This is a genomic window from Nocardia sp. NRRL WC-3656, assembly GCF_000720265.1.
In the GTDB taxonomy this organism is placed as follows: Bacteria; Actinomycetota; Actinomycetes; order Mycobacteriales; family Mycobacteriaceae; genus Nocardia; species Nocardia nova.
Window position 1 is genome coordinate 384910 of record NZ_JOJF01000001.1, and the last position, 25314, is coordinate 410223.

Genomic DNA, 25314 nt, shown 5'->3' on the forward strand with positions numbered 1-25314 from the left:
TGCCTTCGTTCTCGATGCGATACACCACCTGGTTCCGTCAGCATCTGGCCGCCGTGCGGGCGCTGCTCGTGCTGACGGTGATCACCGGAATCGCCTATCCGCTGGCCGTTTTCGCGGTCGCGCAGTTGCCGGGCCTGCACAACCGGGCCGAGGGTTCGCTCGTCCACCGCGACGGGAAGCTGGTGGGCAGCAGCCTCATCGGTCAGGCGTTCACCGACGGCAACGGCACGGCGCTGCCGCAGTACTTCCAGACCCGCCCGTCGAATTCCGCCCCGGCCGACGGCAGCCGCCCCGACGGCTACGACCCCACCAACACCGGCTTCGGCAACAAAGGTCCCGAGGACGTCGTCGACACCCTGGCCGCCGACCCGTCGCAGACGAAGACCGGTTTGCTGACCACGGTCTGCACGCGCAGCAAACAGGTCGGCGAGCGCGAGGGCGTTTCCGGGGCGCGACCGTTCTGCACACCCGGCGGGGTCGGTGCGGTGCTGGCGGTCTTCGGCCCCCGCGACAGCCACGGGCAGGTCACCGCCCCCACGAAGGTCGTCAGCGTGAACGAGGCGTGCCCGGCGACGCCGTTCCAGGACGCCTACCGCGGGGTCCGGGTGGACTGTGCCGAGCCCGGAACGGACTATTCGGCCGGGCTGATCGTCCCCGTCCGCGGTGATGCGCCGGCCGATACCCCGGTGCCCTCCGACGCGGTCACCGCGTCGGGGTCCGGGCTGGATCCGCACATCTCACCGCGCTACGCGCAGATCCAGAGCGCGCGGGTGGCGGCAGCGCGGGGTATCACGGCCGAACAGGTCGCCGCTGTGGTGGCGGCACATTCCGACGGTCGGGACCTGGGCTTCCTGGGAGAGCCCAGGGTCGACGTCCTCGGCCTGAATCTCGAGCTGGACCAGCGCTATCCGGTGCGGCGCTGAGGCTCGGCGCCCGCGAACACGACGTGCCGTGGCGATCGGGGCCGGTGGCGATCAGGAGTGCAGCGCGCTGCCGGCCACCCACTGATCCCACGGCACGATCCAGTCCCCGTTGTTCCACGACGGCAGCGGCGGGCCGCTGGTGTTGCGGACCTCGACCACGTCACCCGGAACCGCGAAGTTGTAGAACCAGCGAGCGTTGTCGAGGTTCAGGTTCAGACATCCGTGCGAGGTATCGGTATTGCCCTGCGCCCAGACCGTGGAGTCGAGCTGGTGCAGGTAGATCCCGTCGCCACTGATCTGGGTGGCCCAGCCGATCGCCTCCTTGTAACCCAGGCGCGAGTTCACCGGCAGGCCGTAGCTGGAGGAATCCATGATCACCGGATTGCCCTTGCCCATCACCGTGTAGATGCCCGCGGGGGTGTTGAAGTAGATCGTCTTGCCGCCGACCTGCTCGCTGCCGCCGCGGCCCATCGAGGTGGGCATGGTGCGGATCAGTTTGCCGTTCTCGAACACCTGCACTTCATGGGTGTTGTCGTCGGCGATGGAGACGTGCGAGTCGCCGATGGTGAAGCTGGTCTTGGAGTCCTCCTGGCCGAACAGGCCGGGACCCAACTGCGCGCCGAAGATGTTCGCCGCGACGGTGACCTTGGTGCCGGGCTGCCAGTACTGCTGCGGGCGCCAGTGCGCGTTCTTGTCGTCGAGCCAGTACCACGAACCCTGGACCTGCGGTTCGGTCGTGACAGAGAGCCGCTTCTCGGCCGCCGCACGGTCACCGACCGCCTCGTCGAAGTGGGCGACGATGACCGTGCCCACACCGTAGGTTCCGCCCTCGGCCAGCGGCTGTCCGCCGGTGGTGGTCAGATACGCCTTGACCTGGTTGCTGGGAGTGAGCGTGGTGAACGACGACGTCATCGGACCGCTGGGTCCGGTGACGGTGATGCCCTTGGCGGTCATGGTGTAGTTGTGCCCGTAGCCGAGCGGAACCTTCGGTTTCCACGCGGTCCGCTCCGGATTGAGCGTGCCGTCGACCTGTTTGCCTTCTTCGTTGGTCAACGTCACATCCGTGAGGATGCCGTCGGTTGCGCTCACCTCGATGGTGCCGAGCGGATCGACGTCGGCACTACCCGTGGCCGGGACCATCGCAATGGCCGGCGCGGCGGGCCCCGGGGTGCCCCGCGTCGGATTCGACGCGGGATCCGGGGATGACGAGCACGCGGCCATCAGCGTCGTCACCAGGGCGATAACCCCGAGCGCAACACTGAATCGGCAGCGGCGAGTGGACATGGTGTCTCCTGCGTTAGCCGTGCGCCTGGGCAAGCCCCCGCAGCGCACCAATCGCCTTACTGTCTCGGTACGTAGTTTACGGGGCTTTTTCAGGTGCTTGCACCTCGGTGGTGTTGCCCCGTGTTTACGCATCGTCGCGCCGGGTACTCCAGTTACTGTTGTGTGCCCAGTGGGCGCTCAGTGACCGATCGACCGGCGTGCCCGGCGTCGTGTGGTCCGCCACCGATGTCTGTTAGGGATGTGTGGTTATGAGAGAACGGTGCGAGACCACAGGCTGCGCGGCCGCTCGCACTGCTGAGGAACGGACGGGTCGGGGAACCACGCTCCGATGACGCGCAGCTGGACGAGGTGTGACGATGAGTGCAAATTTGATGATCGTAGAGGACGACGACCGGGTCCGCAGTGCGCTGCGGCTGGCCATGGAGGACGAGGGCTACGACGTCGCCGAGGCCGAGGAGGCCGAGGATGCGCTCGAACATCTGCGTGACAACGGCGCACCGGATGTGATGATCGTGGATCTGATGCTGGGGGAGATGGACGGATTCACCTGTATTCGTGAGATTCGTCGCGATCACGACGTGCCGATCATCGTGGTCAGCGCGCGTGACGACACTCACGACGTGGTGGCCGCCCTGGAGGCCGGCGCCGACGACTTCGTCACCAAGCCGTTCGAGATCAAGGAGATCACCGCCCGGATGCGGGCGCTGCGCCGCCGCGCCCAGCAAACCGTGGAGCCGCCGGCCCCGCAGGAGGTCGTGCTCGACGCCTATCCCGAAGCGCCGCTGGTGCTTTCGGCCGACGGCGGCACCGTGCACCGCGGCGACGAGGAGTTGCACCTCACCCTCACCGAATTCCGGCTGCTGTGCGAACTGGCCGAGACTCCCGGGCGGGTGCTGTCGCGCAGCGTTCTGCTCGAAAGGGTCTGGGACCGTGGGTTCTTCGGTGACGAGCGGATCGTGGACGTGCACGTCCGGCGGCTGCGGACCAAGATCGAGCGCGACCCGTCGGAGCCGGCGATCGTGGTAACCGTGCGCGGGCTCGGCTACCGCCTCGATGTGCAGCGCTAGATTTCCGCGCCTGCCCCGCCGCCAGATTCTGCGCGGTCGCGTGATCGTCGCTTTCACCGTCACGGGCCTGGTCTCGGCGTTGCTGGCGGTGCTGATCGCGAGGATCGACGGCGGCGGATGGGGCACCGCACTGGCCTGCGCGCTCGGCGGCACCGTGATCGGCGCGATCTTCGGAATCTGGCTGTCACACCGTTTGCTGGAACCGTTGCGCCAGGTCACCGGCACAGCGGCCAAGATCGCCTCCGGTGAGCTCGGCACCCGGTTGCCCGATACCGACGATCCCGATCTCGCCCCGACCGTGGACGCGTTCAACACCATGGTCGACTCGCTGCAGAACCGCATCGATCGCGAACGCCGGCTGGTCGGTGACGTGAGCCACGAACTTCGCACCCCGCTGACCACGCTCACCACCAGCGTCGGAGTGATGTCGCGCTACGAGGATCAACTGCCGGAACGGTCGCGGCGGGCGCTGGAGCTGGTCCGCGCCGAACTCGACCATCTGCGCAGACTGCTCGACGATCTGCTGGCGCTGGCCCGGGCCGAGGCGCGCATGCACGGCGCCGACGCCGAACCGCTGTCGGTGCGCGAACTGCTCACCCACACCCTCGCGGAAATGCATTATTCACCGGAACTGCTGACCGTCGCCGACGACGGAACCGTGACCGGGCGAAAGCTCGAACTCGAGCGTGCCCTGGTGAATTTGCTCGAGAATGCGCAACGGCACGGTGGCGGAGTGATCGCGGTGGGCGTCGCGCGCGCCGGCGACGAAATGGTGATCACGGTCGACGACGCCGGTCCGGGAGTCGCCCCGCAGGATCGGCAACGCATCTTCGAAAGATTCGTGACCGTCCGCCGCGGGAAACGGTCGGGCACCGGCATCGGATTGGCTTTGGTGGCCGAAACCGTGGCCGCCCACGGCGGCCGCGTGAAATGTGACGACCGTCCCGGCGGCGGGGCGCGATTCATGGTGTGGTTGCCCACCGTGACGAAATTCACCGATCATACTTCTGTAACACAACCGTAAAGTAGTCGCACGATAGACCTCAACGTTCGCGGGCAATTCTGAAGAGGTGATGCAGACCCGAACGCGGAGTATGTCGTTCAGTTCTCCGGCAACCGACGAGCGGAACGGCCGTCGGAACGTTTCGACCCAGACGCTGATTCGTCGGCCGCGGGTGGACGACGGAGCGCGGATGTGGCGAATCGCAGTGGATTCCCAAGTGCTCGACGCCAATTCGAGTTACGCGTATCTGCTCTGGAGTCGTGACTTCGCCTCGACCACCGTCGTGGCCGAAATCGACTCGGAGATAGCAGGATTCGTCACCGGATATCTGCGCCCGGAATCGCCGGACACACTGTTCATCTGGCAGGTAGCCGTCGATCACGCCTTCCGCGGCCGCGGAGTGGGCGTAGCAATGCTGGATCGGCTCGTCGAAGACGTTGCCGACCAAGGTGTTTCGAAGTTGGAGACAACCGTTTCGCCGGACAACGAAGCCTCGCTGGCAATGTTCGCGTCACTGGCCCGGCGCCGTGACGCGGAAATGACGCGAGAGACGTTGTTCGAGCCAGAAGATTTTCCGGACGGGCACGAATCAGAGGACCTGTACCGGATCGCGCCACTGCAGGGTGACGCAAAACGATAGGAAGGATCATCGATGACCACCGCTGAGATGACCGTTTTCGAATCGCTCGAATCGAATGTCCGTGGATATTGCCGTTCCTGGCCCACGCTGTTCGACACCGCCTCCGGCGCTTGGCTGCGCGACGGTAGCGGACGTGATTACCTCGATTTCTTCGCGGGCGCCGGAGCGCTCAACTACGGGCACAACAATCCCGTTCTCAAAGAAGCATTGATCGATTACATCGCCCGTGACGGAATTACGCACGGACTCGATATGTCGACCGTCGCGAAGCGTGAATTGCTGGAGACGATCAACAAGGTTCTGCTGGATCCGCGCGGCCTCGATTACAAGGTCCAGTTCCCCGGCCCCACCGGTGCGAACGCGGTGGAATCGGCGCTGAAACTGGCCCGCAAGGTGACCGGCCGCACGTCGATTCTGAATTTCACCAACGCATTCCACGGTATGACCCTCGGTGCGCTCTCGGTGACCGGTAACGCGACCAAGCGCGCGGGCGCCGGAGTACCGTTGAATCACGTGAATCCGATGCCCTACGACGGGTATCTGGACGGCACCGACGATCTGGCATGGATGGAGCGGGTCCTCGATGACAATTCCTCCGGTGTGGACAAGCCCGCGGCGGTGATCGTGGAAACCGTGCAGGGCGAGGGCGGCGTGAACGTCGCTCGGGCGCAGTGGCTTCGGCACCTGTCGGAGCTGTGCGCCGCGCGCGGAATTCTGCTCATCGTCGACGACGTCCAGATGGGCTGCGGCCGTACCGGTCCGTTCTTCTCCTTCGAGATCGCCGGCATCACCCCGGACATCGTCACGCTGTCGAAGTCGATCGGCGGCTACGGCCTGCCGCTGGCGCTGGTGCTGATGAAGCGCGAGTTGGACCAGTGGGCGCCCGGTGAGCACAACGGCACCTTCCGCGGCAACAACCCGGCGTTCGTGACCGCCCGCGTGGCGCTCGAGCACTACTGGACCGACGACCGTCTCGAGGCCTCCACCGCCGCCAAGGGCGAGAAGATCCGAAAGTCGTTCGAGGCGCTCTCGGAGAACTTCGAGGGTGTCTCGACCCGCGGACGCGGGCTGGTGCAGGGACTGGTGTTCGACGACGCCTCGGAGGCGGGCAAGGTCAGCAGCATCGCCTTCGAGGAGGGCCTGCTGGTGGAGACCTCCGGCGCCGAAGACCAGGTGGTCAAGCTGCTGCCGCCGCTGACCATTACCGACGACGAACTCGACCATGGCCTGGGCATCCTGGACCGGGCGGTCGACATGGCCCGAGGAGGCAACTGACCATGATCGTGCGTACCACTGCCGAGATCACCGGAACCGACCGCGACGTCGCGGCCGAGGACTGGCGGAGCAAGCGGATCATCCTCGGCGGCGACGGGGTGGGTTTCTCCTTCCACGAGACGACCATTCAGCCGAACACCGTGCACGAGTTCCACTACCAGAACCACGTCGAAGCGGTGTGGCTGGTGGAGGGCGAGGGCACGCTCACGGATCTGACCAACGACGTCACCTACGACCTGGCGCCGGGAACGATGTACCTGCTCAACGGGCACGAGCGGCATCGGGTCGAGACCCGCACGCTGATGCGGATGCTGTGTGTGTTCAATCCGCCGGTCACGGGCAAGGAAGTTCACGACGAGAACGGTGTCTACCCGTTGGTGGCCGTAGGCGAGTAGTGATGTAGTGAGGAGGACGACGCCGCGATGACGTTGGCGGAGAGTCGAATCGACCGCTATCGGACCAGAACGGCCGTAGCGGTACCGCCGGTGGAGCGCACCGACCCCACGGTGTGGGGCACGGTGACCTCGCCGGAGCTGCAGAATTTCGATGCCGATGGGTATGCGATCCTCGACGAATTGCTGACTCCGATGGAGGTGGCCGATATCGCCGCCGACATCGATCGGCTGGCCGCCGATCCGGTGTTGCGTGCCGACGAGCGGGTGATCATCGAGAAGAAGTCGAACAGCGTTCGCTCGATCTTCGAGGTGCACAAGATCAGCGCCGTGGTGGCGGAGCTGGTGCGCGACGAGCGGATCGTCGGGATGGCTCGCCAGATTCTCGGTTCCGAGGTCTACATCCACCAGAGCCGGGTCAACTACATGCCCGGATTCGAGGGTGCCGGTTTCTACTGGCATTCGGATTTCGAGACCTGGCACGCCGAGGACGGGATGCCCTCACCGCGCGCGGTGAGCCTGTCGATCGCGCTGACCGACAACTACCCGTTCAACGGCAGCCTGATGCTGCTGCCGGGCTCGCACCGGCTGTTCATGCCGTGGCAGGGTGAGACTCCCGACGAGCACTACCGGGAATCGTTGCGCGAGCAGCGGATCGGTGTGCCCGCGCAGGAGGATCTGGCCCAACTGGCCGACAAGTACGGCATCGCGCAGTTCACCGGCGCACGCGGTTCGGCGCTGCTGTTCGATTCCAACATCATGCACGGCTCCTCGAACAACATCACGCCGTTCCCGCGCTCGAACGTCTTCCTGGTGTTCAACAGCGTGGAGAACACCCTCGAAGAACCGTATTCGGCCGGGCATCCGCGGCCGACCTACATCGCCTCGCGCGATTTCACCCCCGTGCGCTGAGCGGGGGTGACCCGATCACGTCGGGACCGATGATTGGCACGGGTTCGCTCCCGACGGTGGCGGGGCGAGCCCGGCATCCCCGGCGCGTTTTCGGCCGGAATCCGGATCGGATTCCGGCCGAAAACATGTCCGGGGCGCGGCGGTATGGGACCGCGTCCCGGCGATCGTGCGCGCCGCTCAGGCCCGCGTCAGCGCGGCGTAGCGGGCGATGTGCTGGTCCGCCGAACCCCATTCGGTGCGAATCGCGGTGAGCCGCTTGAAGAAATGTCCGATCGCGAGTTCCTCGGTCATGCCCATCGCGCCGTGCAGTTGCACCGCGTGCTGGCCGATGAAGCCGGCGGCGCGGGCGACGGTGGCCTTGGCCGCGGCGGCGGCCCGGGCGCGGACCTTCGGTTCGGCGTCGAGCTTCAGCGTCACCAGATAGGTGGCGGCCACGGCCTGTTCCAGCTCCAGACGCATATCGACCATGCGGTGTTGCAGCACCTGGAAACTGGCGATCGGCACGCCGAACTGGCGGCGCTGCTTGCTGTATTCGACGGTGTCGGCGAGCACTCGCCGCATGCCGCCCACGGCCTCGGCGCAGATGGCGGCGATCGCCTCGTCGATCGCGCGCTCGACCGACGCGTCGGCCGTTCCCTCGCCGCCCAGCAACGCATCGGCGGGAACCCGGACGGCGTCGAGAACCAGATCTGCCGCACGGCGTTCGTCGATCGTGCGATACGGATGCTGCGTCAGACCGGCCGCATCGGCCGGCACCAGGAACAGCGACAGCCCCGCCGCGTCGGAGGTGCGTGCCGTCACCAGCAGGTGGGTGGCCAGCGGCGCAGTGGTCACGACCACCTTGGCGCCGTCGAGGACCCAGTCGTCGCCGCCGCGGCGGGCGGTCGTGGCGACGCGCGCGGGGTCGTAGCCGGAGTCGGTTTCCAGGGCGGCGAAGGCCGTGATCACGGAACCGTCGACGATGCCGCGCAACAGTTCCTCGGCCCGGGCACCACCCGCGCGGCGCAGCAGTCCGCCGCCCAGGACGGCGGTGTCGACGTAGGGTTCGACGACCAGGGCGCCGCCGAGCGCCTCGGCGATGATCATGGTCTCGATGGCGCCGCCGTCGAATCCGCCCACGCTCTCGGGCAGGGCGGCGCCCAGGATGCCGATCTCCTCGGCGAAGCCGCGCCAGATCTCGGGCTGGTGACCGGCGCCGACCCGTGCCGCGGCCCGGCTTTTCTCCAGATCGTAACGGGCGGCGAGAAATTCGGTGACCGTGTCACGGAGCAGTTGCTGTTCGGCAGTGAATTCGAAGTCCATCTCTCACAGTCCCAGGGTTGCCTTGGCGATGATGTTGCGCTGAATCTCGTTGCTGCCCGCGTAGATCGAGCCCGCGCGGTCGTTGAAGTACCGCAGCGGCGCGACGGCCTGCCACGGTTCGCCGCTGAGATATCCGTCGGCGGGAGCGACGAAGTCGGCGACCGGACCGCCCGGCATGGCCGCGTGCGGCTGATAGGCGCGCCCGCGCGGACCGGCGGCCTCGAGGGCCAATTCGGTGAGCCGCTGGCTCAGTTCGGTGCCCAGGATCTTGATCGTGGAGGCGGCCGGACCCGGATCCTTACCCCGCGAAATCGCCGACATCGTGCGGTATTCCAGGATCTCCAGCACGTCGGCGCGGATGCGCGCGTCGGCCAGTTTCGCCGCGAAGGCCGGTTCGTCGAGCAGACTGCCGCCGGCGAAGCCGGGCTGTCCGGCGGCGTGCTCGGCCAGCGATTCGGCCAGCACCTGCAGCGCCGGGCCGTAGGCCGAACCGCCGCGCTCGAAGTTCAGCAGGTGTTTGGCGACCGTCCAGCCCTCGTCGATGCGGCCGATGACGTTGGTCTTCGACACCCGCACCTGATCGAAGAACACCTGGTTCTGGACCTGCTCGCCCGAGGTCATGACCAGCGGCCGGATCTCGATGCCGGGGGTGTCCATCGGGATCAGCACGAAGGTGATGCCCTGCTGTTTGCGTTCCAGTTTCGAGGTGCGGACCAGGGCGAAGATCCAGTTCGCCTCGGTCGCGTGCGTGGTCCAGATCTTGGAACCGGTGCACACCAGATCGTCACCGTCGGACACCGCGGCCATGGTCAGCGAGGCCAGATCGGAACCGGCCTCCGGCTCGGAATAGCCCTGGCAGAAGAACACTTCGCCGGTGAGGATGCGCGGCAGGAAGTAGTCCTTCTGTTCGGGGGTGCCGAAGGCGATGATCGCGTGCGCGACCATCCGGATGCCCATGGGCGAGAGCGCGGGCGCGCCCGCGAGGGTGGATTCACGATCGAAGATGTAGTGCTGCGTCATGCTCCAGTCACAGCCGCCGTGGGCGACCGGCCAGGCCGGCGCGGCCCAGCCACGGGCGTGCAGGATGTGCTGCCACTGCATGCTGGCCTCGTGATCCGGGTACACGCTGGTGGCGAGCTGACCGGCGCGACGTAGTTCCGGGGTCAAATTCTCGTCCAGGAAGCGCCGCACCTCGTCGCGAAACGCCAGATCGGTGGGCGACCAGTCCAGATTCACGAAGAACTCCTTGTGCGATAAACGGGCCTCTACCTTCTCATTTACTCCGGGTCGAGCGCAAATGGTCGTTAACTTATTGCGATTGCGGGCGGTGTGCCGGGGCGGTGGCGGGCTGGTGGGCGACGGCGTGTCGGAACGCGAAACCCGTGCCGGGACTTGCGATCTTGCGCATGGTGTGAGGAAAGATGTGGGTCCATGTACGCATCTCGAGTACTTCGTCTGTTCGTGCGCGCCGTTCCGGCCGTGCTCGTCACGCTGATCGCCGCGGCCACCTTCGCGGTCGCCGGTGGCGTCGCCTCCGCTCAGCCGCTGCCGGGCGTGCCCGCGCTGCCCGGCGCCGTCACCCGACTGGTGATCGCCCCCGGCCAGAACAGCACCGGCGGTAGCGGCACCGTGGCCGAGGGCAAGTTGGACAACTACTCCATCGCGTCCGCGCAGGGGCAGAAGCTGATCTTCGACGTCACCTCGAACAACGGCAACGCCCGGGTGACCGTCGGCCCGCTGGTCGGCCCGATGGCCGCCACCGAGGTTCCGCACGCGGAGATCGTCGCCGACGGCCTCGACTACCAGATCACGGTCACCTCCGCCGACGGCTCGCCCAGCGACTACACGCTGACCGTCACCGCCGCCTGATTCCGGTCCCGATTCGGCGGATGCCGGGCGAACACGTTCGCCCGGCATCCGTCCGGCAACGCGGCCCGACCGGGTAGCCTGACCGACTGTGCACCTGAAGAGTCTGACGCTGAAGGGATTCAAATCCTTCGCGTCCGCGACGACGCTGCGGCTCGAGCCCGGCATCACCTGTGTGGTGGGGCCGAACGGGTCCGGTAAATCGAACGTCGTCGACGCGCTGACCTGGGTGATGGGGGAGCAGGGCGCCAAGGCGCTACGGGGCGGCAAGATGCAGGACGTCATCTTCGCCGGCACCGCCGGACGGGCGCCGCTGGGCCGCGCCGAAGTCACGCTGACCATCGACAATTCCGACGGCGCACTGCCCATCGACTACTCCGAGGTCTCGATCACCCGCCGAATGTTCCGCGACGGCGCCGGTGAATACGAGATCAACGGCAACTCCTGCCGGCTGATGGATGTCCAGGAACTGCTCTCGGACTCCGGCATCGGCCGGGAAATGCACGTCATCGTCGGCCAGGGCCAGCTGTCGGCCATTCTGGAATCGCGCCCCGAGGACCGCCGCGCCTTCATCGAAGAGGCCGCGGGCGTGCTCAAGCACCGCAAGCGCAAAGAGAAGGCGGTGCGCAAACTCGATGCGATGCAGGCCAATCTGGCCCGTCTGACCGACCTCACCACCGAACTGCGCCGTCAGCTCAAACCGCTGGGCCGCCAGGCCGAGGTGGCCCGGCGCGCGGCCACCGTTCAGGCCGAATTGCGCGATGCCCGGCTGCGGCTGGCCGCCGACGATCTGGTGGCGCGCCGGCGTGAACTGGAAAGTCAGCAGAGCAAGGAAGCCTTCGCCCGCGAGCAGCAGATCAACGTGCAGGCGGAACTGGATGCCGCCAATGCGGCGCTGGCGCAGCAGGAATTCCAGCTCTCGCGGCTCACTCCCGGCGCCGAGGCGGCCGCGCAGACCTGGTTCCAGCTCTCGGCGCTGGTGGAACGGGTCAACGCGACCATCCGGATCGCCCGGGACCGGGCTCGCAACCTCACCATCGAACAGCCCACCGGCACCGGCCGCGATCCCGAACAGCTCGAGGCCGAGGCGGATCGGGTGCAGGCCGAGGAGGCCGAACTGCTCGAGGCGGTCGAGGTGGCCACGGCGACCCTGGAGGCCGCTCGCGATCAGTTGCTCGATCGTGAGCAGGCCGCCAAGGCCGCCGAACAGGCCCACCTGGCCGCGGTGCGCGCCATCGCCGATCGGCGTGAGGGCCTGGCCCGCCTCGCCGGTCAGGTGGATACGCTGCGCCACCGCGCCCAATCGGCCGACGGCGATATCGCCCGGCTGTCGGAGTCGCTGGCCGCCGCCCGGCAGCGCGGGGATGCCGCCGAGGCCGAATTCGAGGCCGTGCAAGCCGAATTGAGCGAACTCGACGCCGGTGAGGAGGGGCTCGACGCCGCCTACGAACACGCCGCCCAGGCGCTGGAACTGGCCGATGCGCGGGTCACCGAACTGCGCGAACGCGACCGTGAGGCCGGAAAGAAGGTCGCCTCGCTGACCGCCCGCATCGATGCGCTGACCATGGGCCTGGCCCGCAAGGACGGTGGCGCCTGGCTGCTGGACAACCGCGCCGGCGGTTTGCAGGGCCGGCTGTCGGCGATGGTGCGGGTGCACAGCGGTTTCGAGGCCGCCGTGGCCGCCGCGCTCGGGCCGCTGGCCGATGCCATCGCCGCCGACGCGCACCCCACCGCGCAGGCGGCGGTGCGGGCGCTGAAGGAGGCCGACGGTGGCCGCGCGGCCGTTGTCTACGGCGGTGCGGCGCAACCCGGTGGCGAGATCGGTGCTCTGCCCGCGGGTGTGCGCCCGCTCGTCGAGGTGGTCGATTGTCCCGACCGGCTGCAGGGTGCGGTCGCGGCCCTCACCGCCGGCACCGTGGTCGTCGACGATCTGGCGCAGGCGGCCGAAGTCCTCTCCGCCCGGCCGGAATTGCGGGTGGTGACCCGCGACGGGGATCTGAGCGGTTCGGGCTGGGTGCTCGGCGGCTCGGACCGCGCGCCGAGCCAGATCGAGGTGCAGGCCGAGATCGATGCCGCCGCGGCCGAACTGGTGTCGTGGCAGCGGCAGGCCGAGGAGGTCGAGGCCGCGCTGTCGGGTGCCCTGGCCGAGCAGAGCGATCGCAAACAGGCCGTCGACCAGGCGTTGCTGGCCTTGCACGAATCCGATCAGGCGTTGGTCGCGATCTACGACCGGCTGGGCCGCCTCGGCGCGACGGCGCGCAGCGCCCAGTCCGAATACGAGCGGCTGCTGGCCCAGCGCGCCGAGGCCGAAACCGCGCGCGACCAGAATCTGACGGCCCTGGCCGAACTCGAGGGCCGGCTGCGTCATGCCGAATCCGAACAGTCCGATCTGGACTCCGATGCCGACGCGGGCACCGACACCGCCGGGCAGGAGCGTGAACAGGCCGCCGCGGCGCTGGCCGAGGCCCGTGCCATGGAGGTGGAGGCCCGGCTGTCGGTGCGCACCGCCGAGGAGCGCGCGGAATCGGTACGGGGCAAAGCGGATTCGCTGCGGCGTGCGGCCCGCGCCGAACGCGAGACCCGCGCCCGGGCCGAACGAGCCCAGGCCGCCCGCCGCCGTGCCGCCGAGGTGGCGGCGGTGGTCGCCGAATCGGCCGAGCGGATCGCCGCGGAGCTGGAAACCGTGGTGGGCGAAGCGGCCGCGCGGCGCGACGAGCTGGTTCGCCGACGCACCGAATGCGCCGGGCAGGTGGATCAGATCAAGGAGCGGGTGCGGGCGCTGACCACGCAACTGACGCAGCTGACCGATGCCGTGCATCGCGACGAGGTGGCGCGGGCCCAATCCGCGCTGCGCATCGAACAATTGGAGACCACCATCGCCGAGCAGTTCGGCATCGCGCTGGACGAACTCGTCGCCGAATACGGTCCGCACGTGCCGATGCCGCCGACCGCACTGGAGATGCAGGAGTACGAGCAGGCCCGCGAGCGCGGCGACCAGGTGAGCGCGCCGCAGGAAATGCCCTACGACCGCGCGACCCAGGAGCGCCGCGTCAAACGCGCCGAGAAGGATCTCGCCACCCTCGGCAAGGTGAATCCGCTGGCGCTGGAGGAGTTCGCGGCGCTGGAGGAGCGCTACAACTTCCTGTCGACCCAGCTCGAGGACGTCAAGAAGGCCCGTCAAGACCTGCTCGATGTGGTGGCCGAGGTCGACGCCCGCATCCTGCAGGTGTTCACCGAGGCCTACGAGGACGTGGAACGCGAATTCGTGCAGGTGTTCGGCCGCCTCTTCCCCGGCGGCGAGGGACGGCTGCTGCTGACCGACCCCAGCGATATGCTCACCACCGGCATCGAGGTGGAGGCCCGGCCGCCGGGCAAGAAGGTCAAGCGGCTCTCGCTGCTGTCCGGTGGCGAGAAATCCCTTGCCGCCGTGGCGTTTCTGGTGTCGATCTTCCGGGCCCGGCCTTCGCCGTTCTACGTGATGGACGAGGTCGAGGCGGCGCTGGACGACACCAACCTGCGCCGCCTCATCGGCCTGTTCGAACAGCTGCGGGAGAAGTCGCAGCTGATCGTCATCACCCACCAGAAGCCGACCATGGAAATCGCCGACGCGCTGTACGGGGTGAGCATGCGTGGCGACGGCATCACCCAGGTCATCTCGCAGCGGATGCGCGGGGAGAATCTGGTCGGCGCGACGACCTAGTCGCCCGCCGCGAACCGGGATTTCAGGACCGCGGCGCCGGTGCCGGCCAGCCACGTTTCCAGGCTCTGCAGCCCGGGGTGGATCGAGCGGATCTGCTCGATATCGGCATGCCAGCCGTGGCCTCGATGGGCCAGGCGCCAGGTGTTGCCGATCTGTTCACCCAGTGCGTCGGCTTCCGCCTCGGTGATTTCGCGATACCGCACCGGATATCCGGTCGCGCGGGAGATCAGTTCCGCGGCGGCAGTGGGGGCCACGGCGTCGCCGGCGAGTTCGAGTGTCCGGCCGGAGAATCGTCCGGGATCGGCGAAGGCCAGCGCGGCCACCGCGGCGATATCGTCCACCGTGATCATCTGGGCCGGCCGATCGGCCGGAAACAGGTGGACGTTCACGCCGTCGACGAAGCCGTCGAGCGGCATACCCTGCGCCAGGTAGTTCTCCATGAACCGGACCGGGCGCAGCACGGTGTAGCGCATGCCGCTGTCGGCCAGTGCCTGCTCGATCTGCCGCTTTCCGGAACTGCCCCAGGAGATCTCGTTGTCGAAGGAGGCCACGCCGGTGAACACGATGTGGTCGGTTCCGGCGTGCCGGGCGGCATCGATCACGGCGGCGCCGCGGGTCGCCTCCAGGTCGACATCCCAGCCGTCGGGCCCGAAGGCCGCCGGTGGCACGAGGAAGACGCCGCGAGTTCCGGTCACCGCCGCGGTCAGGGTGGCCGGGGCGTCGAAGTCGCCGACGGCCACCTGCGCGCCCAGTGCGGCGAGTTCGCGCGCTCCGGCGGCGGCCGGATCGCGGACCAGGATGCGGACCGGGACGTTGCGGGCGAGCAGCGCGCGGGCTGTCGCGCCGCCCTGTTTGCCGGTCGCGCCGGTGACGAGAACGAGGTTGTCGTGGACGGTCATGTCGGAGGAACCTTTCGATAGAATCGGGTTGGTCGACCCGTATTCGCACGATAGGAACAGCGTTGTCGTCTCCGCCATCCGCAGATGTGGGGTTTCGTTACGACCTGCGCGCACCGGCGCCAGGAGTACCGGGGACCCGAATCGACGCTCGCCGCAACCGCGCTCGCGTCCTCGCCGCCGCGCAACGAGCCTTCGCCGAATCCGGAACGTCGGTGTCGCTGGCCGAGATCGCCCGCCGCGCGGGTGTGGGGGCCGGGACCGTGCATCGCCATTTCCCGACCAAGACCGACCTGCTCGAGGCGGTGCTACAGCAACGGATCGATCGGCTCACCGCACGGGCGCTCGCACTGCGCGACGATCCGGATCCCGCGGCCGCCTTCCTGGGATTCTGCGCCGAGGTCGTCACCCGCACTCCGGGGAACAAGGCGATGTGCGATCTGCTCGACGCCGACGACGGCTGGCCACGGACGCTGCTGCGGGATGCGGGGGAGCGATTTCACCTGGCTCTCGGGCAGCTGCTGGAGGCGGCGCGGCGCTCGGGCGGGGTACGTGCCGACCTGACTCTCGCCGACGTGCTGGCCATCTTCACCGGATGTGTTGCCATGCAACGCGTCTCGAACACGCGGGACGAACTGTCCCGCCCCGCCGCCATGCTGCTGGCGGCGATGCGCACCGAACCGGCCGTAACGAAACCGGACAACTCTTCACTCGGGCGTAACGAAACAGCGGCGGACACCGCGAATCGTGACGGCCGCAGTTGTCCGATCTGCGGGGCGGAATTGGCGCATGCGGAGACCGGACGTCCGGCCCGGTACTGCTCGTCCGCGTGCCGGCAGAAGGCTCATCGGCTGCGCCGGGCGGCGCGTGCGACGGGAAGAAATCCAATAGCTGCCGAGTGATCCACGGCCTTGTGGATTCATTCCTCGAAGGAGAACCGGCCCTTACGCCTCGCTGCCCGGAATGTCGTGTGCCGTGCGCCGAGTGGACGACAGCCCGTCGAACACGATGGCGAGCACTCGGTCCACCGCTGCCGGATAGGACTCGCCCGGCTGGGCGTAGACCTGCAGGGTCATGATGAGACCGACTTCGTTGGAACCGATGTCGGTACGCAGGTCGCCGTCTTGCTGGGCGCGCCGAATCAGCGCGTCGATGCGATCCAGAACGGAGGCGCGCACCGCGCCCACCCGCGGATCGGTGCGGACCATCGCGTGGACGGCCGGTTCGATGGCCGCGGCCAGTGCGCCCAGGCGCAGCAGCGCGCACTCGCGCAGGAATCGGCACAACCCGGCCCATGCGGTCGCCTCCTGCGCACCGGCCGATTCGGCCATGCGGGCGAGGCGGTCCAGGTGTGCCTGCGCGGTGGCGACCGCCAGGGCGTCGCGGTCGGGAAACCGGCGATACAGCGTGCCGACTCCGACCCCGGCGCGATCGGCGATCAGCTTCATCGGCACATCGGTGCCGCGTTCGGCGAAGACGTCCAAGGCGGCGAGCAGGATGTGATCGCGATTGCTGCGCGCGTCGGCGCGCAGGGAATCCGGGTGGGTCGGCTCCGGGCCCATCGGCGGCTCCAGTCGTACGGCAACAAGTGGACGAATTACGTCCACTTAATCTACCATCGACCTAAGCGGACGAAATTCGTCCACTTGAGAGAGGTGACGACATGGTCGAGGTGCTCGTTTCCGGAGCCGGAATCGCGGGATCGACGCTGGCCTATTGGCTGAGCCGACACGGATTCGAGGTGACCGTCGTCGAGCGGGCCGCCGGATCGCGGTCCAGCGGTAATCCGGTCGATGTGCGCGGACCGGCGCTCGAGGTGGTGACCGCCATGGGCGTCCTGCCCGAATTGCGCGCGGCCGCAACGGATGTGGACCGGTTACGGTTCGTCGACGCGCGCGGCCGGCGCCGCGCATCCATGCGGGTGGGCGATCGAGACCGCGGGGAGGTGGAGCTCGCCCGCGCGGATCTGGCCACCATTCTCGCCGCCGCCTCCGGCGACCGCGTCCGGATGCGGTGGGGCGACGGTATTTCCGAGATCGAGCAGTCCGCCGCGGGGGTCACCGTCGGCTTCGAATCGGGGGAGCGAGCGCACTACGACTACGTGCTCGGCGCCGACGGACTGCATTCGGCGGTTCGGCGGCTGACCTTCGGCGACGACCGGGAATTCGTGCGGCACATGGGGATCTACATCGCCACTGTCCCCGTCACGCGGTCCGCGAGCGAGATCGAGGTGGTCATGTACAACTCGCCGGGCCGATCGATATCGGTCCATCCCGCGGGCGGCCGTCCGATCGCGGCCTTCATGTTCCGGCGGGCGCCGGTGGCCGGTCTGGACCACCGCGACAGCGAGGCGCAGCGTCGATTGCTGGTCGCGGAATTCGCGGGGCGGATGGGACCGTTCGAGGATGTGCTCGACGAGGTGCGCGCCGGCGGTGACCTCTACTTCGACGCCGTCAGCAAGGTATCGCTGCCGCGCTGGTCGCGGGGCCGGGTCACCCTCGTGGGAGACGCGGCCTCATGCCTGTCGCTGTTCGGCGACGGATCGAGCCTGGCCATCGCGGGTGCGCACACCCTGGCCGAGGAGCTCGCGACAGCGCCGCAGGACCCGGCCGCGGCATGGGGACGCTACGAGCAGCGGCATCGCGATCGGATCGGCGCGGCACATCGAGGGGTTCGATTCGCCTCGGCGCTGATGGTGCCGGGATCGCGTCCGGCGATCGGGCTTCGCAATACCGCGGTCCGCCTGTTCGCCGCCGCCTGACCCTCGCGCCGTGCGCCGAACCTCTCGGTCGCCGGACGCGCGATGCTCAGGCTCGATCGCCGGGCCGGTGAGCGATCACAGCAGATCGCTGACGTCGTCGGGGACGTCGACGGCGTATTTGCGCAAGGTTTCCATCGGCACGACCTCGAGCGCGTTCTCGTGGGTCGCGGCCAGAACGACCGGCGCGGCCACCCCGTCCTCGTGGGCGTGCAGCCACCGGACCGCGACCACACACCAGCGGTCGCCGGGTTGCAGTCCGGGGAAGTTGTTCTCCGGACGTGGGGTGAGCAGATCGTTGCCGATCGATTTCTGATGCTCCAGGAACTCCTGGGTCACGACGGTGCAGACGGTGTGGCTACCCAGATCCTCGGGGCCGGTGCTGCAGCAGCCGTCCCGGTAGAAGCCGGTGAGAGGATCGGTGCCACACTCCTCCAGCGGTCCCCCAAGCACATTTCGATCGGTCACGAGCCGATCCTATTGTCTCTGTGTCGGATTCGCCGCGCCTTGGGCGGTTGGTATCGGGACGGTTGCCGGTGATGCGTGGCCGGACGCCCTATCGTCCGACGTCGTCGGCGTGTCGGGGGGTTCGCGGATAGTTGCGCGGAGAGTGACGAATCACCCGTACCGCCGCAGGCGCAACACCTGCCTGCCGCCACGCGGGGGCGTTCGCGGGTTCTGACAGGATGGGAGCCGTGACTGCGCAAGCCTGGATTCTGATCGCCGCGATCGTCGCCGTACTACTGGTGGCGTTCGTTGCCGGATTCGTCCTGTACAAGCGCCGCCGAGTGAGCATCACCCCGGCGGAGGAACAGGACAAGCAGCTGACCGACCGGTCGGGTGGCTATACCGCAGCCGGTGGGTTCAACTTCAGTCAGGGCGGCGCGAGTTCGGGCACACTGACGCCACCGCGCCCCGAACCGGTCCCGATCGAACGCACCGACGACGAAGGTCAGCCGCACGTCGGCGACGACGCCGCCATCCCGCGCGACTCCGTGCGCCGGACCATCACCGACGTGCGGTTGCCCGAACCGGAGACCCTCGCCGACCGCCCGGCGGACGGGGCGAGCGCGACCGCGCCGACCGTCGAGCCGGAAACGACGGAAACACCCGGCGACGGCGTGGCCGCGCCCGAAGCACCGGCCGAGGCGGCTCCGGTGGAAGCCCCGGCCGAAGCTCCCGCCGCGCCGCCCTCGACCGACGGGGCAGCAGCCACGATCACGCCCGCACCCGTCGAGACGCCCGAGACCGCTCCGGCGGATTCGGCCCCGACCGCACTCGCCCCGACCGCGCCGGCGCCCATCGCACCGACACCCACAGCCCCGGCGCCCGAGCCAGCCGCGGTGGAGGAGATCGAACCCACCGCCGGGCGCCTCACCCGCCTGCGTGGGCGGCTGTCACGGTCGCAGAACGCGGTCGGCAAGAGTCTGCTCGGTCTGCTCGGCGGTGGCGACCTCGACGAGGACTCGTGGGAAGAGATCGAGGACACCCTGGTCATGGCCGACCTCGGCACCTCGGTCACGACGACCGTGGTCGAGCGACTGCGCGAGGAGTTGGCCGCGCGCAGCGTGCGCACCTCCGAACAGGCCCGGCAGGTGCTGCGGGATGTGCTGATCGAGGCCCTGCGCCCGGACCTGAATCGTTCGATCCGGGCGCTGCCGCATGCCGACCACCCGTCGATTCTGCTGGTCGTCGGCGTGAACGGCACCGGTAAGACCACCACTACCGGCAAATTGGCGCGCGTGCTCGTCGCCGACGGCCGTCGCGTACTGCTCGGCGCCGCCGACACCTTCCGCGCCGCCGCCGCCGACCAGCTCCAGACCTGGGGCGAACGCGTCGGCGCCGACACGGTGCGCGGCCGCGAGGGCGCGGATCCGGCATCGGTGGCCTTCGACGCGGTCAGCGCCGGTATCGAGGAGGGGGTCGACGCGGTCCTGGTCGACACCGCCGGCCGGCTGCACACCAAGACCGGTCTGATGGACGAGCTGGGCAAGGTCAAGCGCGTGGTGGAGAAGAAGGCCGCCGTCGACGAGGTCCTGCTCGTGCTCGACGCGACCGTCGGGCAGAACGGGCTCACCCAGGCCCGGGTCTTCGCGGAGGTCGTCGACATCACCGGCGTGGTGCTCACCAAACTCGACGGCACCGCCAAGGGCGGCATCGTCTTCCAGGTGCAGCACGAGCTCGGTGTGCCGGTGAAACTGGTCGGACTCGGCGAGGGCGCCGACGATCTGGCCCCCTTCGAACCGTCCGCATTCGTCGACGCCCTCCTCGGGTAGCGGCGAGTAGCAAACCGGCAGTTCCTCCTCATTTCGACACGGTCCTCACAGTGCGCCGACATGCGCTGTGTGCGCGCCGAAACCTGGTAGCAACACGGGAAGCTGATCCGTTCACGCATGCGAAACATCGCGGCGGCACGGATGAAACACCCGATCGCGACCCTTCTGTGCAGGCTCGTTTGCCGCAGTTCGGCCGGGCCCGAGATGAGGAGGAACAAGGTGGCGTATCCCTTGCTCGGTGTGCCCGACACCGGCGACACCGCGTGGATGCTGGCGAGCTCCGCGCTCGTTTTGTTGATGACCCCGGGGCTGGCGTTCTTCTACGGCGGCATGGTCCGCTCGAAGAACGTGCTCAACATGATCATGATGAGCATCAGCGCGATGGGCATCGTCGGCGTGCTGTGGTCGCTCTACGGCTTTTCCGAGGCATTCGGTGACAACAAACTAGGCCTGATCGGCAACCCTGCCCAGTTCTTCGGGCTCAAGGGCCTGATCGGCACCAACGCCGTCAAGGCCAGCCCGGCAGACCCGTCGACCGGTGCGTCCGCGGTGGATCAGGTGAACATTCCGCTGGCCGGCACCATCCCGATGACGGTGTTCGTGGCCTTCCAGTTGATGTTCGCCATCATCACCGTGGCTCTGATCTCGGGTGCGGTCGCCGACCGCATGAAGTTCCGCGCGTGGGTGGTCTTCGCGATCGCGTGGTCGACCATCGTCTACTTCCCGGTCGCGCACTGGGTCTTCGACTTCGACGTCAAGGACGCCGCGGGCAACATCGTCCACCACGGCGGCTGGATCGCGAACAAGCTGCAGGCCATCGACTTCGCCGGTGGTACCGCGGTGCACATCAACGCCGGTGCTGCGGGCCTGGCGCTGTGCCTGGTGCTCGGCAAGCGCAAGGGCTGGCCGAAGACGCCGATGCGCCCGCACAACCTGCCCTTCGTCATGCTCGGCGCCGGTCTGCTGTGGTTCGGCTGGTTCGGCTTCAACGCCGGTTCCTCGGTGAGCTCCAACGGCCTGGCCGGTTCCACCTTCCTGACCACCACCTTCGCCACCTGCGCCGCGATGCTCGGCTGGCTGGTCGTGGAGAAGTTCCGCGACGGCAAGCCCACCAGCCTCGGCGCCGCCTCGGGCATCGTCGCGGGTCTGGTCGCGATCACCCCGTCCTGCTCGTCGGTGAACGTGCTGGGCGCGCTGGTGATCGGCGCGGTGGCCGGCGTGCTGTGCGCGCTGGCGGTCGGCCTGAAGTTCAAGCTCGGCTTCGACGACTCGCTCGACGTGGTCGGTGTGCACCTGGTCGGCGGTGTGGTCGGTACGCTGCTGATCGGTCTGTTCCTCGCCCCGGAATCGGGCGCGGCCTCCGGCGGCGCGAAGGGCTTGTTCTACGGCGGTGGTTTCGACCAGCTCGGCAAGCAGGCCGTCGGTGCCTTCACCGTGCTGGCGTTCTCCTTCGTCGTCTCGCTGATTCTGGGTCTGATCATCAAGTACACGATCGGCATTCGTGCTTCCGAGGAAGACGAGTTCAAGGGTATGGACGAGTCGGAGCACGCGGAGACGTCATACGATTTCGCTGCTGTGGGTGGCACGGCACGTACCGCCGTCAAGGAGGCATGACGCAATGAAACTGATCACTGCAATCGTCAAACCGTTCACACTCGAGGACGTCAAGTCCGGGCTCGAGCAGGCCGGTGTGCTGGGAATGACGGTCAGCGAAGTCCAGGGGTACGGCCGCCAGAAGGGGCACACCGAGGTTTACCGCGGCGCGGAATACTCGGTCGATTTCGTGCCGAAGGTACGGGTCGAGGTCGTCGTGGACGACGCCTCGGTCGAGAAGGTCGTCGAGGTGATCGTCGAGGCCGCGCGCACCGGAAAGATCGGTGACGGCAAGGTCTGGGTGACCCCCGTCGAATCGGTGATCCGGGTCCGAACCGGTGAACGCGGTGCCGACGCACTATAGGAGATGAACGATTCGGGCAGCCCCGCTCCCTGGCACCGGCCGGGGACGGGGCTGCCCGCATGAACGGGTGGTGGTTGCGGGTATGAGTGCAGACGAATTGTCCCAGGGCGCCAAGGATCTGGTGGCCGCACGAGATCAACTGCTCGACGGTGGTGATGCCCGGCGGCCCAGGCTGAGCGCCGAGGCGCTGCGGCAGGCGCTGGTCGACCTGCACGAGCTGTGGTTGACCACGAAGGGCGCGGAGCTGGGCATCACTGCCGACAGCGGGCTGGCCGTGGTGGCGGTCGGCGGACTGGGACGGCGCGAGATGCTGCCGTATTCCGATCTGGATCTGATGCTGCTGCACGACGACGTGGACCCGGCGCGGGTCGCCGAGGTGGCCGACCGGCTCTGGTATCCGCTGTGGGACGCCCACATCAAGCTCGACCACAGCGTGCGGACCGTGCCGCAGGCGCTGCGGGTGGCCGCCGACGATCTCACCGCCGCGCTGGGCATGCTCGATGCCCGCCACATCGTCGGCGACGCGGAGTTGAGCAATCTGCTCATCGGTGGCGTGCGCCGCGAATGGCGGACCGGAATCCGTTCCCGCTTCGGCGAATTGGTGGAACAGACGCAGGCGCGGTGGAAGCGCAACGGTGAGATCGCGCACCGGGCCGAACCCGACCTCAAGAACGGGCGCGGCGGATTGCGCGATATCCAGCTGCTCGACGCGCTGGCCATCGCCCAGCTGACCGACGCCATGCCCGGCCTGGGACCCGACGTTCCCGGCGGTGGTCTCGAGGTCGCCCATCGCCGGTTGCTCGACGTGCGTACCGAACTGCACCGGGTGGCCGGGCGTTCCCGTGATCAGCTGCGCGCCCAGGACGCGGACGAAATCGGCGCCGCCCTGCGCATCGGCGATCGATTCGATCTGGCGCGCACGCTCAGCGATGCGGCGCGCACGGTCGTCTATTCGGTCGACGTCGGCCTGCGCACCGCGGCCAACGCGCTGCCGCGCCGCGGTCTGGCCCGATTGCGGCGCCTGCCCGTGCGCCGCCCGCTCGACGAGGGCGTGGTCGAACATGCCGGTGAGGTGGTGCTGGCCCGCGACGCCCGGCCGCAGCGCGATCCCGGCCTGATCCTGCGGGTCGCCGCCGCCTCGGCGCGCACCGGCCTGCCGATGTCGGCGACCACCCTCAACCGCCTCTCCGAGGATGCCCCCGAGCTGCGCGAGCCGTGGCCGCGGGAGGCGCTCAACGACCTGCTGGTGCTGCTCGGCGCGGGCCGCGGGGCCATCGACGCGGTCGAGGCCCTGGATCGAACCGGCTTGTGGGGCAGGCTGTTTCCGGAATGGGGGGCAGTGCGCGATCTGCCGCCCCGCGATGCCGTGCACACCTGGACCGTCGACCGCCACCTGGTCGAGACCGTCGCCTACGCCGGTGCGCTGAGCACCCGGGTCGCCCGGCCGGACCTGCTGCTGCTCGGAGCGTTGCTGCACGATATCGGCAAGGGCCGCACCGAGGATCACAGCGTGGTGGGTGCCGAACTGGCCGACCGGATCGGTCAGCGGCTGGGCCTGTGGCCCGACGATGTCCACAGCCTGGCGACGATCGTGCGGCATCATCTGCTGCTGCCGCAGACCGCGACCCGGCGCGATCTCGACGATCCGGCGACCGCCGCCGGTGTGGTCGAGGCGCTGGGCGGTGACCGGCAGCTGCTGGATCTGCTGCACACCCTCGCCGAGGCCGATTCGCTGGCGACCGGTCCGGGCGTGTGGGGGGAGTGGAAGGCCTCCCTGATCGCGGAACTGGTGCGCCGCGGCCACGCCGCGATGGCGGGAGAGCCCGCACCACAACGGGTTTCGCCGACGCCGGCGGTGGTCGACGCGGCCGTGCTGGACAGGGCCGCGGCCGGTGGTGTGCACGTGGAACTGACTCCCGGCGACGGACGCTACATTCACCACGTGACGGTCGTCGCCCCCGATACTCCCGGTCTGCTCTCGGAGGCGGCCGGGGTGCTCGCCCTGCATTCCCTGCGGGTGCTGTCCGCGACGCTGGCGGCCTCGGGTGACACCGCGATCGACACCTTCGTTGTGACACCGACCTTCGGCAATCCGCCCGACGCCGGACTGCTGCGCCAGGAGCTGATCCGCGCGATCAACGGCGATCTGAAGCTGGCCTCCGTGCTCGCGGACAAGGAGCGCGACGCGGCGGCCCGAACCAGTCCGTACGCCCAGGCCGAGCCGAGGGTGATCTGGATCGAGGTCGACCGGCCCGGTGAGGTGGTGCTCGAACTGCGTGCCGAGGACCGCATCGGCCTGCTCAGCCGGTTGGCCGCGGCATTGGCCGCCCAGGGCGCGGATGTGCGGTGGGCGAAGGCCGACACGATGGGCTCGGTGGTGGTCGACTCGTTCGGCCTCGGTCTGGGCGAAGACGACACCCCGCTGCGTCGCCGTGCCATCGAGGCGGCACTGCTGGGGGTCGTCCCGCATCAGGAGCCGAAGAAACCGAGCGAAACGGACACCGCCACCGGTGCCGGTTAGGTTTACCAACCTTCGCCCGGTTATCGGGGCAACCTGGTCGTTTGGTCCGTAATGCGGTAACCAGATCGTTGCGGCAACCTCTGCTGGATGTGATGTCCGCCACTCTACGATCGGTGTAGATCGTGAAGTTGATCGTGATCGCAAGCTGTTCGAGCTGTTGCTGTACCTGTCCGGCGAGTTGGGTGCGTTGAGGGGAGCAGGTCGATGGCAAACGAAGTCGTGTCCTCATCCATGATCACCAGCGATTCGACCCACCACATCGCTCGCTGTGTCGGCGGCGACCACTGGGTGGTGTCCTGGCTTCCGGGCCGCACGCTGACCGGCGGGCAGGCGGTGGCGGCCATGAAGCTGGCCGGCGCGCTCGTCGACGGCGCACCCGGTGACGCCGACTGGGCGACCCTGGACGCCATGGCACTGCCACTGGGTCTGACCGGCCGTGAGGCCGTCTATCTGGTGGCCTACGAACAGCACGAATTCAGCCGGGCCCCGCGGCCGCGGCACAGCGCGCTGTCCTGACCGCAGGGCCGGTGACGAGCCCGCCG

Annotated in this window: 22 protein-coding genes; 16 read left to right on the top strand and 6 right to left on the bottom strand. The window is 68.3% G+C overall.

Features of this window, described 5'->3' with window-relative positions:
• Positions 1 to 14 precede the first annotated feature (14 nt).
• Complete coding sequence (locus tag IG65_RS0101875) at positions 15 to 923, top strand: potassium-transporting ATPase subunit C (protein WP_030513039.1); 909 nt, start codon at positions 15 to 17, stop codon at positions 921 to 923.
• A 51-nt stretch (positions 924 to 974) separates the two neighbouring features.
• Here the strand turns inward: IG65_RS0101875 and IG65_RS0101880 are convergent, their stop codons facing one another.
• Positions 975 to 2207 (bottom strand): Ig-like domain-containing protein, encoded by a 1233-nt coding sequence (locus IG65_RS0101880; protein WP_030513040.1) that lies wholly within the window; start codon positions 2205 to 2207, stop codon positions 975 to 977.
• Positions 2208 to 2563: 356 nt separating this feature from the next.
• Between IG65_RS0101880 and IG65_RS0101885 the strand changes: the two genes are divergently transcribed.
• The 6 genes from IG65_RS0101885 to thpD all read left to right on the top strand — a co-directional run bounded on the left by IG65_RS0101885 (position 2564) and on the right by thpD (position 7496).
• Positions 2564 to 3274 (top strand): response regulator transcription factor, encoded by a 711-nt coding sequence (locus IG65_RS0101885; RefSeq protein ID WP_030513041.1) that lies wholly within the window; start codon positions 2564 to 2566, stop codon positions 3272 to 3274.
• A gap of 40 nt (positions 3275 to 3314) precedes the next feature.
• Positions 3315 to 4298 carry a HAMP domain-containing sensor histidine kinase gene (locus IG65_RS0101890; protein ID WP_051755123.1) on the top strand — a complete coding sequence of 328 codons (984 nt, stop codon included), beginning with the start codon at positions 3315 to 3317 and terminating at the stop codon, positions 4296 to 4298.
• 169 nt (positions 4299 to 4467) lie between these two features.
• Positions 4468 to 4917 carry a diaminobutyrate acetyltransferase gene (gene ectA / locus IG65_RS0101895; RefSeq protein ID WP_063065010.1) on the top strand — a complete coding sequence of 150 codons (450 nt, stop codon included), beginning with the start codon at positions 4468 to 4470 and terminating at the stop codon, positions 4915 to 4917.
• A 12-nt stretch (positions 4918 to 4929) separates the two neighbouring features.
• Complete coding sequence (gene ectB, locus IG65_RS0101900) at positions 4930 to 6192, top strand: diaminobutyrate--2-oxoglutarate transaminase (protein ID WP_030513044.1); 1263 nt, start codon at positions 4930 to 4932, stop codon at positions 6190 to 6192.
• Between the two features lie 2 nt (positions 6193 to 6194).
• Positions 6195 to 6587 (top strand): ectoine synthase, encoded by a 393-nt coding sequence (locus tag IG65_RS0101905; RefSeq protein WP_030513045.1) that lies wholly within the window; start codon positions 6195 to 6197, stop codon positions 6585 to 6587.
• Between the two features lie 27 nt (positions 6588 to 6614).
• Positions 6615 to 7496, top strand: a complete 882-nt coding sequence (thpD, locus tag IG65_RS0101910) for an ectoine hydroxylase (RefSeq protein WP_030513046.1) — start codon at positions 6615 to 6617, stop codon at positions 7494 to 7496.
• Between the two features lie 177 nt (positions 7497 to 7673).
• Here thpD and IG65_RS0101915 read toward each other — a convergent pair whose 3' ends face one another.
• Positions 7674 to 8798 (bottom strand): acyl-CoA dehydrogenase family protein, encoded by a 1125-nt coding sequence (locus tag IG65_RS0101915; protein WP_030513047.1) that lies wholly within the window; start codon positions 8796 to 8798, stop codon positions 7674 to 7676.
• A gap of 3 nt (positions 8799 to 8801) precedes the next feature.
• Positions 8802 to 10034, bottom strand: coding sequence for an acyl-CoA dehydrogenase family protein (locus IG65_RS0101920; protein WP_030513048.1), 1233 nt, complete (start codon positions 10032 to 10034; stop codon positions 8802 to 8804).
• Between the two features lie 195 nt (positions 10035 to 10229).
• On the opposite strand from IG65_RS0101920, the gene IG65_RS0101925 reads away from it, so the two are divergent.
• Both IG65_RS0101925 and smc read left to right on the top strand, forming a co-directional pair.
• On the top strand, positions 10230 to 10667 hold the full coding sequence (locus tag IG65_RS0101925) for a hypothetical protein (protein ID WP_146098618.1): 438 nt from the start codon (positions 10230 to 10232) through the stop codon (positions 10665 to 10667).
• A gap of 88 nt (positions 10668 to 10755) precedes the next feature.
• On the top strand, positions 10756 to 14364 hold the full coding sequence (smc, locus tag IG65_RS0101930; protein WP_030513050.1) for a chromosome segregation protein SMC: 3609 nt from the start codon (positions 10756 to 10758) through the stop codon (positions 14362 to 14364).
• Here the strand turns inward: smc and IG65_RS0101935 are convergent.
• On the bottom strand, positions 14361 to 15263 hold the full coding sequence (locus tag IG65_RS0101935) for an NmrA family NAD(P)-binding protein (RefSeq protein ID WP_030513051.1): 903 nt from the start codon (positions 15261 to 15263) through the stop codon (positions 14361 to 14363). The genes smc and IG65_RS0101935 overlap by 4 nt on opposite strands.
• A gap of 86 nt (positions 15264 to 15349) precedes the next feature.
• Here IG65_RS0101935 and IG65_RS0101940 point away from each other — a divergent pair, with 86 nt between their 5' ends.
• Complete coding sequence (locus tag IG65_RS0101940) at positions 15350 to 16162, top strand: TetR/AcrR family transcriptional regulator (RefSeq protein ID WP_231509010.1); 813 nt, start codon at positions 15350 to 15352, stop codon at positions 16160 to 16162.
• Between the two features lie 42 nt (positions 16163 to 16204).
• Here IG65_RS0101940 and IG65_RS0101945 read toward each other — a convergent pair whose 3' ends face one another.
• Complete coding sequence (locus IG65_RS0101945; RefSeq protein ID WP_030513053.1) at positions 16205 to 16822, bottom strand: TetR/AcrR family transcriptional regulator; 618 nt, start codon at positions 16820 to 16822, stop codon at positions 16205 to 16207.
• 101 nt (positions 16823 to 16923) lie between these two features.
• Between IG65_RS0101945 and IG65_RS0101950 the strand changes: the two genes are divergently transcribed.
• Positions 16924 to 18021, top strand: a complete 1098-nt coding sequence (locus tag IG65_RS0101950; RefSeq protein ID WP_030513054.1) for an FAD-dependent oxidoreductase — start codon at positions 16924 to 16926, stop codon at positions 18019 to 18021.
• A gap of 75 nt (positions 18022 to 18096) precedes the next feature.
• On the opposite strand, the gene IG65_RS0101955 is transcribed toward IG65_RS0101950, so the two are convergent.
• The gene (locus IG65_RS0101955) at positions 18097 to 18486 is read right to left on the bottom strand and encodes a DUF2237 family protein (protein WP_030513055.1); all 390 of its coding nucleotides are present in this window, start codon (positions 18484 to 18486) and stop codon (positions 18097 to 18099) included.
• 227 nt (positions 18487 to 18713) lie between these two features.
• Here IG65_RS0101955 and ftsY point away from each other — a divergent pair, with 227 nt between their 5' ends.
• The 5 genes from ftsY to IG65_RS0101980 all read left to right on the top strand — a co-directional run bounded on the left by ftsY (position 18714) and on the right by IG65_RS0101980 (position 25288).
• The gene (ftsY, locus tag IG65_RS0101960) at positions 18714 to 20294 is read left to right on the top strand and encodes a signal recognition particle-docking protein FtsY (RefSeq protein ID WP_030513056.1); all 1581 of its coding nucleotides are present in this window, start codon (positions 18714 to 18716) and stop codon (positions 20292 to 20294) included.
• A 204-nt stretch (positions 20295 to 20498) separates the two neighbouring features.
• On the top strand, positions 20499 to 21908 hold the full coding sequence (locus tag IG65_RS0101965) for an ammonium transporter (RefSeq protein WP_030513057.1): 1410 nt from the start codon (positions 20499 to 20501) through the stop codon (positions 21906 to 21908).
• A gap of 4 nt (positions 21909 to 21912) precedes the next feature.
• A complete protein-coding gene (locus tag IG65_RS0101970) occupies positions 21913 to 22251 on the top strand; it encodes a P-II family nitrogen regulator (protein ID WP_030513058.1) in 339 nt (112 codons plus the stop codon).
• A gap of 82 nt (positions 22252 to 22333) precedes the next feature.
• Positions 22334 to 24772 (top strand): [protein-PII] uridylyltransferase, encoded by a 2439-nt coding sequence (locus IG65_RS0101975; RefSeq protein ID WP_036522933.1) that lies wholly within the window; start codon positions 22334 to 22336, stop codon positions 24770 to 24772.
• A 204-nt stretch (positions 24773 to 24976) separates the two neighbouring features.
• Positions 24977 to 25288: a hypothetical protein gene (locus tag IG65_RS0101980; protein WP_030513060.1), complete on the top strand. Its 312-nt coding sequence runs from the start codon at positions 24977 to 24979 to the stop codon at positions 25286 to 25288.
• Positions 25289 to 25314: the final 26 nt, after the last annotated feature.